15 protein-coding genes are annotated in these 13,326 nt (G+C 40.9%); 7 read left to right on the top strand and 8 right to left on the bottom strand.

Annotated elements, in window-relative coordinates; genetic code table 11:
- The 4 genes from QZ562_RS08680 to QZ562_RS08665 all read right to left on the bottom strand — a co-directional run bounded on the left by QZ562_RS08680 (position 1) and on the right by QZ562_RS08665 (position 2,711).
- On the bottom strand, positions 1-300 hold the full coding sequence (locus QZ562_RS08680; RefSeq protein WP_293759200.1) for a GIY-YIG nuclease family protein: 300 nt from the start codon (positions 298-300) through the stop codon (positions 1-3).
- Between the two features lie 137 nt (positions 301-437).
- Positions 438-770, bottom strand: coding sequence for a hypothetical protein (locus tag QZ562_RS08675; RefSeq protein WP_293759199.1), 333 nt, complete (start codon positions 768-770; stop codon positions 438-440).
- 271 nt (positions 771-1,041) lie between these two features.
- Positions 1,042-1,392, bottom strand: coding sequence for a hypothetical protein (locus QZ562_RS08670; RefSeq protein WP_293759198.1), 351 nt, complete (start codon positions 1,390-1,392; stop codon positions 1,042-1,044).
- A 41-nt stretch (positions 1,393-1,433) separates the two neighbouring features.
- Positions 1,434-2,711 (bottom strand): cystathionine gamma-synthase family protein, encoded by a 1,278-nt coding sequence (locus tag QZ562_RS08665; protein WP_293759197.1) that lies wholly within the window; start codon positions 2,709-2,711, stop codon positions 1,434-1,436.
- A 127-nt stretch (positions 2,712-2,838) separates the two neighbouring features.
- Here QZ562_RS08665 and QZ562_RS08660 point away from each other — a divergent pair, with 127 nt between their 5' ends.
- The 4 genes from QZ562_RS08660 (at position 2,839) to QZ562_RS08645 (ending at position 5,740) form a co-directional block, all read left to right on the top strand.
- Complete coding sequence (locus QZ562_RS08660; RefSeq protein WP_293759196.1) at positions 2,839-3,303, top strand: Lrp/AsnC family transcriptional regulator; 465 nt, start codon at positions 2,839-2,841, stop codon at positions 3,301-3,303.
- Positions 3,304-3,572: 269 nt separating this feature from the next.
- Complete coding sequence (locus QZ562_RS08655) at positions 3,573-4,205, top strand: hemolysin III family protein (protein WP_293759195.1); 633 nt, start codon at positions 3,573-3,575, stop codon at positions 4,203-4,205.
- 160 nt (positions 4,206-4,365) lie between these two features.
- Positions 4,366-5,406, top strand: a complete 1,041-nt coding sequence (locus QZ562_RS08650) for an XrtA/PEP-CTERM system-associated ATPase (protein ID WP_293759194.1) — start codon at positions 4,366-4,368, stop codon at positions 5,404-5,406.
- Positions 5,407-5,569: 163 nt separating this feature from the next.
- Positions 5,570-5,740, top strand: coding sequence for a hypothetical protein (locus tag QZ562_RS08645; protein WP_293759193.1), 171 nt, complete (start codon positions 5,570-5,572; stop codon positions 5,738-5,740).
- A 69-nt stretch (positions 5,741-5,809) separates the two neighbouring features.
- Here the strand turns inward: QZ562_RS08645 and QZ562_RS08640 are convergent, their stop codons facing one another.
- On the bottom strand, positions 5,810-6,664 hold the full coding sequence (locus tag QZ562_RS08640; protein ID WP_293759192.1) for a LysR family transcriptional regulator: 855 nt from the start codon (positions 6,662-6,664) through the stop codon (positions 5,810-5,812).
- Between the two features lie 149 nt (positions 6,665-6,813).
- Between QZ562_RS08640 and gcvT the strand changes: the two genes are divergently transcribed.
- From gcvT to gcvP, 3 genes are all read left to right on the top strand, one after another.
- On the top strand, positions 6,814-7,893 hold the full coding sequence (gene gcvT / locus QZ562_RS08635) for a glycine cleavage system aminomethyltransferase GcvT (RefSeq protein ID WP_293759191.1): 1,080 nt from the start codon (positions 6,814-6,816) through the stop codon (positions 7,891-7,893).
- A gap of 35 nt (positions 7,894-7,928) precedes the next feature.
- Complete coding sequence (gene gcvH, locus QZ562_RS08630) at positions 7,929-8,318, top strand: glycine cleavage system protein GcvH (protein ID WP_293759190.1); 390 nt, start codon at positions 7,929-7,931, stop codon at positions 8,316-8,318.
- A gap of 129 nt (positions 8,319-8,447) precedes the next feature.
- Positions 8,448-11,360, top strand: a complete 2,913-nt coding sequence (gene gcvP, locus QZ562_RS08625) for an aminomethyl-transferring glycine dehydrogenase (RefSeq protein WP_293759189.1) — start codon at positions 8,448-8,450, stop codon at positions 11,358-11,360.
- A 772-nt stretch (positions 11,361-12,132) separates the two neighbouring features.
- Here the strand turns inward: gcvP and QZ562_RS08620 are convergent.
- From QZ562_RS08620 to QZ562_RS08610, 3 genes are all read right to left on the bottom strand, one after another.
- On the bottom strand, positions 12,133-12,555 hold the full coding sequence (locus tag QZ562_RS08620; protein WP_293759215.1) for a transposase: 423 nt from the start codon (positions 12,553-12,555) through the stop codon (positions 12,133-12,135).
- Between the two features lie 93 nt (positions 12,556-12,648).
- Positions 12,649-12,912, bottom strand: a complete 264-nt coding sequence (locus tag QZ562_RS08615; protein ID WP_293759188.1) for a transposase — start codon at positions 12,910-12,912, stop codon at positions 12,649-12,651.
- A 10-nt stretch (positions 12,913-12,922) separates the two neighbouring features.
- Positions 12,923-13,246, bottom strand: coding sequence for a hypothetical protein (locus QZ562_RS08610; protein ID WP_293759187.1), 324 nt, complete (start codon positions 13,244-13,246; stop codon positions 12,923-12,925).
- Positions 13,247-13,326: the final 80 nt, after the last annotated feature.

Below are 13,326 nucleotides of genomic sequence, written 5' to 3'. Positions count from 1 at the left end.
TTATTTATCCTCATCCAACAGCATGTTTTGTATAAGTGAATCACAAAGACAGTTTTCTACTAATTTTATTTTTTTGGCTTTATTCAGTTTTTTAATCCAAATTTCAATTTTTAAAGCCTCAGAATGGTTTCCTACGATACACCATAACTTCAATACTAAAGGACCTTTGCCTTTCAACGCTTTAGCACACTTAGGACCGCTAGATTGATGTTCATTAAAGCGTCGCTCAACGTCTGTGCATATGCCTGTGTAATATTGACCTAGCTTATTTTCGACAATATATGCGTACCACTGAGTCACGTAATCACTAAACCATGTTGTGTAATAAAGTAATATAAGTCTACATGACCAGTTAAATGATAAAAGTATAATTAGAAGTTTAATTTTCTACGTATGCCTAGCACCTCGGTCAACGATCCTATTGCGTTTTAGTTCTTTCAATAACAGCTCATCCGTTCATCCACACAGTCTTCTATGCGTTGGCGCAATACGCCCTCTTTATCTCGAGCTAATAGCACAACCCAACCACTGCCCCCAATCACTTTTAAAACATTCCAACTTACACCGCGAAAGCAACGTTTCAACTCTTGAATGATTTTTCCATTACCCCGTACAGGGCCATCAAGGCGCTGTAAATTACAAGTGACTACCAGTACGAAATTATCTAACTTTTTACGTGCAGCAATATTAATGGTGCCTAAAACTTCTGGCTCATCTGATTCACCATCACCGATAAAACACCACATTTTGCCACCATTTCTTGTTTTCAAACCATGATTTTCAAGGTACTTGGCAAACCTTGCCTAATAGATTGCACATACGGTTGACAAACCCATTGAAGCATTGGGCATTCCCCAAAAATCGGGCATGGAACAAGGGTGAGGATAAGATGATAAACCTCCTTGTATACCTAATTCCCTTCGGAAGTTTTTTATTGGTTGCAACGACAGCCTTCCCTCAAGGTAAGCGCAGGCGTATGTTCCCGGAGCGGCATGAAGTTGTGACAAAACCCTATCTCCGCCATAGTTTTCAGTGCGTGTTTTAAAACATGGCCGCGGCACTTGCATCAGTCGCTATATGATCGCCCACACCGGAACCAGAATCGTATGCTTGCACGACCATTGCCATTGCATTCCAGCGTAAGATATTTTCAATACGCTTTTCTATCTGCAAGTCACCTGGGTAAACAGCTTGTAATTCTGGTGCAATAGAGTCGACATAAGGAGTGTTGAGCGCCGCATCATTAATTTCAATGCCACTTTGCAATGATTGTAAAATTTCTCGAGCACATTTATCTCCAAAGTCGCGTCTTATATAGTCAAGTGATTCAATCCCTTCTTTTCGATCTTCGTTCATTAATTGGTTGAGTTCAGTGGTGTTAAAAATAGTCATTTTTATCTCAAATTTTTATCTTCAGTCAATTAATCCTAGAACTAGATTTGAGCCAGAGCCTGCTCTAGATCGACAATAATATCTTTTGGATCCTCAAGACCTATTGAAATCCGGATCAAGCTATCACTGATGCCAATTTCTGCTCGTCGATGCTCGGGTACACTGGAATGTGTCATCGATGCAGGGTGCTGTATAAGCGTTTCTGTACCACCGAGACTAACGGCCAGCATGGCTATTTGCATCGAGTCCAACATCTTAAATGCACTTGCTTCATCACCAATAATTTCAAAAGAAAATGTGGAGGCTGCACCGCTACACTGTTTCTTGTATATATTATATTGCTCAGTTTCTTTGTTAAGCATTGATGGGTGATTCACACGAATTACTTTTGGATGGTCCTTTAGATACGATATAACCTCTAAGGCTGATGTTGAAGATGCTTCCATGCGGACTTTAAGTGTTTCCAGTGATCGCATAATTAGCCATGCTGTATTTGGATCCATAGTTGTACCCAAGATATTTCGAAAGCCTCTGATTTTTGAGAGTAGTGTTTTATCACCCGAGCAACTTCCCCCCACGACATCTGAATGTCCACCAATGTATTTTGTCAGTGAATACAGACAAATATCGGCCCCATGTTGCAAGGGTTTTTGGAAAATAGGACCAGACATCGTGTTGTCCACAACCAACTTAGTGCGTTCACCATTTTTATTTTTAAGTGCATCACAGATTTTTCGACACTCTGAAATGTCGATCATGGTGTTTAATGGGTTGTCCGGTGTCTCTAACAACACTAGCGATACGGTCCCTAGCTGTTTAGCCTGAATGACGGCGCGCTGTAATCCTTCAATTCCGTCTTGGCCTGAGAAACCTACACCCTTTATATTCATTTGCGACAGGATACTATTGATAAGGGTATCCGTTCCTCCATAGACTGGTTCAGAATATACCACTACGTCACCAGGACCTGATAAAGCAAGTAACGTAGTGGCAATGGCAGACATGCCACTGCCCGTGACTAAGCAGTCTTCAGCACCATCCCATATGGCAATACGACCTTCGAGAATTTCGAGTACAGGATTATTAAAGCGACTGTAAATAAGACTTTGTTCTGCGCCTTTATGAGTGGGCGTTACTCGGCCTGACGCATAATTGAAAAAATCTTTTCCTTGTTGCGCAGACTCAAAAACAAACGTGGATGTTTGAAAGTTAGGACATTTTACCGCACCTTCTGACAACGCCGGATCGTAACCGTGATGCATCATCAGTGTTTCTGGAGACAGAGTATGGTTTCCGATTTGTGTAGGTGATTTTGACATGACAGCGTGTCTCGCGGTATTAGCTATTACAGGATGAATAGTATGCAATTAATCATCAGCAATTATCTTGCGATTAACCTATCAAGATAAGCTATTATTAGCAGATTCTATTAATTTTGAGGTTTAAATGGATATAATCGATCGAAAAATCATTCGTGAGTTGCAGAATAATGCGCGGTTAAGTAACCAAGAATTGGCTGAAAAAGTCAATCTTTCTCCTTCTCCTTGTTTGCGCCGAGTGCGGCGTTTGGAAAAGTCTGGGGTCTTAATAGGTTACACTGCCCAAGTCGATCAGGAACAATTTGGATTACCCATTAATGCATTTGTAAGTATCCGGCTAGAAAAGCAAGATCACATCAGCGTGCGAAATTTTGAGACCTGTATTAATGATCTAGACGAGGTCATGGAGTGTTACCTTATGACAGGAAGTCGTGATTACCAAATGCGTGTCGTGAGCGCAGATTTGAAAAGTTACGAGAGATTTATTCGAGAAAAACTAACATGTTTACCCGGACTTGCCTCTATCGAATCAAGTTTTGCATTTGGTAATGTTAAAAATAAAAATGTATTTCCAGCCGTGCCTTTGGCATAGATATAAAAATCATTGTTGTCCTCGAAAAATAACCACTAGGCTTATTCTTAGTGGTAATTAGTCTCAATATTTTGTTAGCCATAAATATCAGTTATTTTACCTTAATGGAGGGCTGCACTTTATGTGTGTTGTGCCCCATATATGTTGATTGAACTCACAATCTAAAGTGCCGCTCGATGTAGGTTTTAATTGGAGAGCATATTTGAGTGTACAACTGTACGCTCAAAATATATGATGAAATTCTATTTTTATCTTGCCGTAAATAATGAATGATTGTTATACAACCAACCTATTCACCACTTGAAGAGAGACTCAATGCCGTAAGTCATGGCGTTGGGGTAATCGCTGCCACTGTAGGTTTGATTTTTTTGTTGATGAAAGTTGATGGTATATACGGTCAATTTGCTTGCGTAGTCTACGGACTATCGATGATCATGATGTTTTTGTCGTCAACACTTTACCATTTAGCTAAAAATAAAAACGTCAAGGCTTTTCTTAAGATTGTAGACCACAGCGCAATATACCTGTTGATAGCGGGCACTTACACACCATTTATGGTTTTGGCTATCGGTGGATGGCTAGGTTTAACTGGGATGATAATAGTGTGGTCAATTGCATTAATAGGCATCTTCTTTAAAATTTTTGCTAATCAAAGGTTTCCAAAGTTATCAGTTATTACGTATTTATTAATGGGCTGGATAGCGATCTTCTTTTTTTATCCCTTATACAATGCCTTAACAACTGAGGGAATATGGTTATTAGTCGGCGGTGGTATATGTTTTACATTAGGTGTGTTGTTTTATGTAGCAAAAAAAATACAATTTACGCATACCATTTGGCATCTTTTTGTTGTGGCCGGGTGTTTGTGTCATTTTTTTTCTATCTATTATCATGTCATTTGATGAGCGTTTTTGATGAGTGTTTTTGATTAAGTACTTAATCTTCAGCGCTTAGAGCAAAATTACAGGTAAATATGGAATTGGTTTGCTATGTAATAGGCAGATGGCTTAAGCTGAAGGATATCATTTTTATTTTCTTTTCCGGGACGAATGGCTATTTATTATGTATGAAAATTATTATGGACTCACTTCAAAGCCTTTCCAATTGACACCCGATCCTAGCTTTTTTTTTGGTAGCAAATGGCACAAACGTGCCATGTCTTATTTGCAATATGGGTTATCTCAAGCTGAAGGTTTTATTGTTATTACTGGCGATATAGGTACAGGTAAAACTACTATAGCGAACAGTTTATTGGATAATATGCAGGAAGATATCGTTGCTGCACAAATCGTTTCACCAAAGTTGTCACCAGATGAATTGGTGAAAATGGTTGCTAGCAAGTTCAATGTGTCGGTCAAAGGCAGTACTAAATCTGATATTCTGAATGATCTTGAAGCCTTTTTGATGGGGTTGCATAAAGAAGGCAAACGAGCATTATTATTGGTCGATGAAGCACAAAATTTACCTTTAGAAACGATTGAAGAATTACGAATGTTGTCAAACTTCCAAGCAGGTGGCAAACCATTGTTGCAAAGCTTCTTACTCGGGCAAGAAGAGTTACAACCTATACTGCGTGCACCCAACATGGAGCAGTTTAGACAACGTATTGTAGCGTCATGTCATTTAGCACCTTTAACCGATGTGGAGTGCCAGGCGTACATTGAATATCGCATGCAACATGCAGGCTGGGACGGCAGAGTTTTGTTTTCAGCTGGTGCGTATGACCGGATTTTTCAATTTACGTATGGCATCCCAAGAAAAATTAATACTCTGATGGATAGGATCTTACTTTTTGGATTTCTTGAAGAGTTAGAAACTTTAGACGAGGAAGCGGTTGAAAACGTTATTAAAGAAGTGTCAGAAGAGATGTTTCTACCCGAGAAAAAGCTTCAAACTCAAGAAGAACCCACATCAAAAGATATATTTGAAGCAAAAACTGAAGATGGAAAAATTAAGGACGTAGAGTACTACAAATCCATGATCACGGAGTTAGTTGATGCTTTAGATAATGCTATTAGTCAAAAAATTAAGCTCACCCGGTATATTGACCGATTGCTACAAAAAAAATATAAAACTTATATACGCATGAAGTCTGATGACTGACCTAATCACCCTTTTTGCCCCAAAAAATCAAATTAAGTTAAGTTTTTATTAATAGAGCCGATGAAATACCCGGATTAAAAGGCTAAGATATTGCTATCAGAATAGTTGGACACTTTTCTTAGGAATAATGGTTTATTCTGTATTTATCCTTATGGGGTTATTTATGAAACGTTTATTTGGTGAAAGAAGACATGCATCGGGAGTTCATCCAGATGGACCTGTATTTAAAGAACGACGAAAAGCTTATTATCACGGAAAGTACAGCAAAAGAATGTTATTTTTATTGTTGCTTATTGCTAGCATCGCCTTAATTTTAATTAAACAAGGCGATTAATAGACAAGTAAAGTAAAAAACTGCCTGCTAGTTTTAAGCCACAGCTGGCAAATTTTCGTTTATTACCCTTCAGTTCGTTTTTACTAACCTTGATTGGATAAATTCAGCTAATTTCTCACTAGCCTGCGGGTGCTGGGATTTCCCAGAAAACAAACAAATCTTGATTGTTCCTAGTTCCGGCAGATGGTTATGTCGAATAATATCTAATTGTTCGGGTACGCTGCTTTTAGCTAAAACGCTGATGCCTAATCCCTGTTTAATAGCTGCTGTGATACCGCTTAGGTCAGCATTGGTATAACTGATCCTCCATTGTTGAGTTTGTTGTTTTAACTTGCTGATGACACGACTTCTATATACACAACCATCGGGTGCTAAAACTAACGATAAACTTGCTTGCCGATAAGTCAAACTTCGGTCGCCTACCCAAACTAGCTCATCAATTAACAACACCTTACCATCGACGTCAGTATCAGGATCGACAAGAGCCATCACAAGGTCAAAACCATTAATTTCTTCATCTTCAAGCAAAGATTTACTTAACGCAGAGGTAACTTCTAGGGATACATCTGGGTATAATTTTCCAAATTCGCCGATAATACTGGGCAGTAAAGTGGTAGCAAATTCACTAGGGATACCCAGACGTAATCTTCCTTTTAACGAGGTAGGTTGAAATTGGCGAAAAATACTGTCATTTAAGTCCAACATAGTCTGTGCTTTTTTATATAAATCTAAGCCGTCTTGATTAACGACCTGTCTTTGCCCTTGCTTATTAAATAGGCGTTTTGATAATTGCTGCTCTAAACGTTTTATCTGTAAGCTCACAGCAGGTTGGGAGCGCCCCAATTTTTCGCCTGCTTTTGCGAACCCACATAAATCTACAACAGTGACAAATGTGCGCAAATTATCCAAAGATAGTTGTTTCATTGCATCTAAGTACCTTTTAAATAAGACTTTTAAATGATTATTCAATTATTCATAAGAAATGTAAATGTAAACATTAAATATTTCAATTTGTCGTCCATCATTGCTGAATCTATAATTCGAGTATTGTTTAGTCACGGTCACAATATTTTATGCCAAATAAAACTGTTTTACATACCAAACATTTGGAAGCGGGAGCCAAAATGGTCGACTTCTACGGTTGGGAAATGCCCATTAATTACGGCTCGCAAATAGAAGAGCACCACGCAGTTCGCAAAGACGCGGGCATGTTTGATGTATCTCATATGACTATCGTGGATGTAACAGGTAAAGATGCGCAGGCGTATTTGCGTTTTTTATTGGCTAACGACGTGATTAAATTACAAGATAAAGGCAAAGCACTATACAGCGGCATGTTGAATGAAACTGGTGGTGTGGTAGACGATTTGATCGTTTATTACTTCGACCCAACTAACTACCGGTTGGTTGTGAACTCTGCCACACGTGAAAAAGATATGAATTGGCTGCTGCAACAAGCCACCACATTCGATGTCGCTATCACAGAGCGTAAAGAGTACGCCATGATTGCTGTGCAAGGCCCAAATGCAAAGAGCAAAGCGGCACAATTGTTTTCAGCTGCACAAAAAGAAGCCGTCGAGGGTATGAAAATATTTTTTGGTGTGCAAGCCGAGGACCTATTTATTGCTACTACAGGATACACCGGCGAAGCAGGTTACGAAATTATGGTGCCAACGGCTGATGCTGCAGATTTTTGGCAAAAATTGCTAGATGTAGGCGTGGTTCCTTGTGGTTTAGGTGCTAGGGACACACTTCGTTTAGAAGCGGGAATGAACTTGTATAGTCAAGATATGGACGAAACCATTTCGCCGCTAGCTGCTAATATGGCTTGGACAATTACGTGGGAGCCAAATGACAGAAAATTTGTTGGTCGTGAAGCTCTTGAACAGCATAAAGCGACAGGCACGGACAAACTAGTTGGTTTAGTGATGACCGATAAAGGTGTGCTGCGTGCTGGTCAAAAAGTACAGGTTAGCGGTGGTGAAGGTGTGATAACCTCAGGTACGTTTTCACCTACTTTGGGTCATAGCATTGCTATGGCACGCGTACCTTCGACAGTTGGTGTTAACGCTGAAGTTGAAATACGCAAAAAGTGGGTTACAGTCAATGTGGTGAAACCTAGCTTTGTCCGAAATGGTAAAAGTGTCTTATAAAAATACAATTAATTAGATAATTATTAGGAACAATCATGAGCAATATTCCAGCAGATTTACGTTACGCTTCATCTCACGAATGGGTACGCCCTGACGGTGATGGAGTATTTACTATCGGTATCAGCGACCATGCCCAACAATTATTGGGCGATATGGTATTTGTGGAGTTGCCGGATGTCGGTGCTCAAGTAGGCACCGGCGACGATATTGCTGTTGCCGAATCAGTGAAAGCAGCATCCGATGTGTATGCACCCATCAGTGGTGAAGTCTTAGCTGTTAACGCAGACCTAGAAGATGCACCAGAATTGGTCAACTCTGACCCATACGGAGAGGGTTGGTTGTTTAAAATTAGAGCCGAAGATCCAAAAGAAGTAGAAGGCCTGTTAGATGCCGAAGCATACGAAGGCAACATTGAAAACGAGTAAACTACTCACGAGTGAGGGCTATTCAGTCTTCGAAATTTAAAACATTATTATAATAAAAGTGTGTGGGTGAATTATATCGCCCACTGCTTTACTTTCTTTTTTTGTTCACATCAGGAATCCTAGTTAAGTATGTCATTATCTCATTTTTCATTATTAGAGCTTGAACAAAAACAGGATTTTGTTCGTCGTCATATTGGTCCCAGCGAAGTAGAAATGGCAGAAATGCTTACTTCAATTGGTGCAGAATCGTTAGATGATTTAATGCAGCAAACTGTGCCTGAAGGCATACGTTTACCTCAACCGTTAAAAGTCGGTGAGGCACAGACAGAAGCTGATGCCTTAGCCTACTTAAAAACTGTGGCCAGCAAAAATAAAGTCATGCGTTCTTTTATAGGCATGGGCTACTACGATACGCTCACTCCTAATGTGATAAAAAGGAACGTATTAGAAAACCCAGGTTGGTATACCGCCTATACGCCTTACCAACCAGAAATTGCACAAGGCAGATTAGAAGCCCTGCTTAATTTTCAGCAAGCAACCATTGATCTTACCGGTATGGAACTAGCATCAGCTTCATTGTTAGACGAAGCCACCGCTGCTGCTGAAGCCATGGGCTTAGCTAAACGCGTTTCTAAAAATCGTAATGCCAATATATTTTTTGTGGCAGATGACGTACATCCACAAACATTAGATGTGGTTCAGACGCGTGCCGATATGTTTGGATTTGATATTGTTGTTGGCAAAGCAGTAGATGCCAGCCAACATGATGTGTTTGGTGCATTACTACAATATCCTGGCACGTCTGGTAAGGTCAATGACATCACAGATATCATTGCTGCAGTACAAGCTAATAAAGGCATCGTAGCCGTTGCTTCTGACCTACTTAGCCTAGTGTTACTTAAACCACCCGGTGAAATGGGTGCTGATGTGGTACTAGGTAGTGCACAACGATTTGGCGTGCCTATGGGCTACGGTGGACCTCATGCTGCATTTTTTGCCACCCGCGAAAGCTACAAACGTTCATTACCAGGGCGTATCATCGGTGTATCTAAAGACACGCGTGGTAAGCCAGCCTTACGTATGGCATTACAAACCCGTGAACAACATATTCGTCGCGAAAAAGCTAACTCGAACATTTGTACCGCACAAGTATTGTTAGCCAATATGGCGTCTTTTTATGCGGTTTATCATGGTCCACAAGGCTTAAAAACCATTGCTTCACGTATTCACCGTTTTGCAGACATTCTTGCCGCTGGATTAGTCAAAGCAGGTTTTGAGTTAGCAAATAACACGTGGTTTGACACGTTGACGGTTAAAGTGACCAGCAACAAACAACAGATAATCGATGCTGCTTTAGCCAATAACCTCAACTTGCGGACCGACGTTGATGGTTCGTTAGGCATAAGCATCGATGAAACAACGTCACGTGACGATTTGCAGGCCGTATATCAAGCCTTTGTTGGCGCTAATGTTGAACTAGATATCAACGCCTTTGATAAAGTTATTATCGATAACGGCAGTGTTTCAATTCCAGCAGAGCTAGCCAGAACATCTGATTACTTGACTCACCCAGTATTTAACAGTTATCACTCTGAAACTGAAATGCTACGTTACATCAAGTCACTAGAAGACAAAGACTTAGCCCTAAATCACTCGATGATTTCGTTAGGCTCTTGCACCATGAAACTCAACGCCACCGCTGAAATGATCCCCGTGACATGGCCTGAGTTTGGTCAATTACACCCATTCTCACCTCTTGAGCAAGCGCAAGGTTACACTCAAATGCTGGATGAGTTGAGCGAATGGCTTATCGACATTACTGGCTACGATGCCTTGTCGATGCAACCTAACTCAGGTGCTCAGGGTGAATATGCAGGTTTGATCACTATTAAGAAGTATCATGAGAGTAGGGGAGAAGGGCACCGTAATATTTGCTTAATTCCAAGCTCTGCCCACGGTACCAACCCAGCATCAGCGCAAATGGTCAGTATGAAAGTGGTCGTCGTAAACTGCGATAAAGACGGCAACGTCGATTTAGCTGATTTACGCACTAAAGCCGCAGAAGTGGCTGATAACCTATCATGTGCCATGATCACCTACCCATCTACCCACGGTGTATACGAAGAAACCGTGCGCGAAATGTGTGAGATAGTGCACCAATTTGGTGGCCAAGTGTATATGGACGGCGCCAACATGAACGCTCAAGTCGGTGTGACTTCACCGGGTTATATTGGCTCGGATGTGTCGCATTTAAACCTACACAAAACTTTTTGTATCCCACATGGTGGTGGCGGCCCAGGCATGGGCCCAATAGGTGTTAAAGCCCACTTAGCGCCATTTTTACCTAATCACAAAATTATAGGTATCGAAAACGCGGGCGATAGCGAAATACGCGAGCACGGTGCAGTTTCAGCGGCACCTTGGGGCAGTGCTTCCATTTTACCTATTAGTTACATGTACATTAAAATGATGGGCAGCGCTGGCCTGAAAAAAGCCACCGAAGTCGCCATTCTTAATGCCAATTATGTGGCCGAAAAATTAGTAGGCTCTTACCCAATTCTATACCGTGGACGTAATAACCGCGTAGCACACGAATGTATTATTGATTTACGCCAGCTAAAAGAAAGCTCAGGTGTGACTGAAGTCGACGTAGCAAAACGCTTAAACGACTACGGTTTTCATGCGCCTACTATGAGTTTCCCAGTAGCAGGCACCTTGATGATTGAACCTACAGAGTCAGAAGCCAAAGCTGAGCTTGACCGCTTTATTGAAGCCATGATTTCTATTCGTTTAGAAATTGCTAAAGTTGAATCAGGTGAATGGGACGATATAGACAACCCACTACATAATGCACCGCATACCCTTGAAGATATTTGCGATAACAACTGGGATCGCAGTTATGACAGAAAGCTGGCTGCTTATCCGGTGGCTAGCGTGGCTAAGAATAAATTTTGGCCAACGGTTAATCGGATTGATGATGTGTTTGGGGATAGGAATTTGATGTGTTCGTGCCCAGATTTGGATAGTTATAGAGAGGATTAATTTCTACGTCATCCTTGAAACCTCAGCTGCATTGCTGTCGCTACTCGCCCCAATCACATATTAATCATATGCTCATGGGGCTCGCAGCTTGGCGGCTTTGCTGAGGCTCCAATGATTTAGTAGAAAAGGAATGTGTTTTTGAAAGTGTTTCAAACTTTCTAATTATTTGAAGAAACGAGCTTAGGCTCGTTTTTTTGTTTGTGGCTACGCTTTTTATGCGCTGCGCTTATTAAGCATATGCTTTACATACTGTCATCCCGCGCGGCGTCCGCATGACATTTTTCAAAATAATCCTTTCGCCCGACTTACTTTTTGCCTACAGCAGCAAAAAGTAAGCAAAAAGTGCCGCTCGAGGGCAATGCTCTTCATCCGATTATTTTGTGAATTAAGCAGGTCGTTTGCACTTGCTCCCGGCAATGGCAAACTCATTTAACATCCATGTTAAATGCCCTACTGAATTCACAAAATAATCGGCGAGCTTTGAGTCGAGGGTAGGGCAAGTGCATCGGCGTTGGCGATAAAGGACTTGCTTTGCAGTAAATTATCATGGATGTTCTGTTAATTTGACGTTTTAAAAAGTAAATTGAAGCGCTAACGTGCAGGCGTATGTTGCCAGCAAGAATGGGGAGATCTCCACAGGTTTGAAAATAAAGTTTACTTTTATCTTGAGGGATCTCCACGAATATTCAACCATTAAAATTGGCTGCAATCATCGTTCTGAGGTTTAATACGGCCGCCTCATAATGCTCGCAGAGCAGTATGAGGCCCTTATTTACATAACCTCGCAAACCCAAATAGTGTAATGATAATACGCGCCTTTTTTTACTGTGTTCGCTTGATAACGAAGGTGTAATCCAGCCATGAACATCGCCAGACCTATAATGTTAGCCAAAATACTGGCGAGTGTGGCGATGAGAATGAGTATGGTAATGCGCTGAACACATCGGCTTTTATGGTGTTCAAAACCGAGTCCGAATAAACTACTTTTGATATCCCTAAACTCTTCTTCAATTTGCATGCGCAGACGATAAATAGCCACTATCTTTTTTCCTAAATACTTGGTTCGAGGAAGCGAAGTCGCAATTAGCCAACGGTCTGCAGCGCCTCTTGCATGGACTTTTGAACACTTAGATTGCCAAGGAATGTTATGTCGCGTTAAGCTATGTCGTCCTTTTTTCTTGCCTTTAAATAGCACCAAAGTACATGTTAAAGGTTGGCTGCGACAAATATGGCTAGCGAACCCTAAAGGTTGACCGGTAGCTTTCTTATATAACTCAGAAGTATGCTCTCAATCCTCTTGTTGATTAACATACATCATAGGTTTGCGTACTCTTCCCGCAAAATCCCAACCCAATTCAATGACGTCTCTAAACCAAGTTGTTTTATAGCCAGCATCGGTGACAATAATGGGTTTAGTATCCTTATCGATAATACTATTCAATTTAGCTAAAAATGCCTTATGTGTGCACCGTTTTTCTTTCGTGCTGGCACCATGAATTTCTTGATAAATAGCGACCCCTCTCCCCTTAAAAGCCACTGATGCTCTTAGCAAAAAGCAGCCTTTAACAGTCTTTATGTGTATCTAAATCAGACCAATCAACTAAGATAACTGGCTGAGATGAGCAGTTGATAAATAGAGTACACAGTGACGAATAAACGCTATCGAGTTCACTGAATAAATTACTATTAGAACAACGTCGGTCTGCACGTTTAATAGAGTACTTGTCACTCGCTTCTGATTTTATACCTCTACCAATAGCCGTAACGGTCGCTGGATTAACGTGTAACAGACTACTGACACAGCTAGCTAATGCCTCACGACGAGTTTTATGCATCAAAGGGATGACAATGCGTATAGTCTTGTTCACGATACGGTTTGCATTCATGGCATGACCTGTTCAGTTTTGTTTGGCGATAGATCTGATCACCAAATCCGTGAATGTTCCCTACAACTTTACTCTCTTAT

It is taken from the genome of uncultured Paraglaciecola sp. (genome assembly GCF_913058035.1).
Lineage (GTDB): Bacteria > Pseudomonadota > Gammaproteobacteria > Enterobacterales > Alteromonadaceae > Paraglaciecola.
Note: the sequence above shows the minus strand (reverse complement) of the source record. Positions and strands in the feature narration are given on the sequence as shown.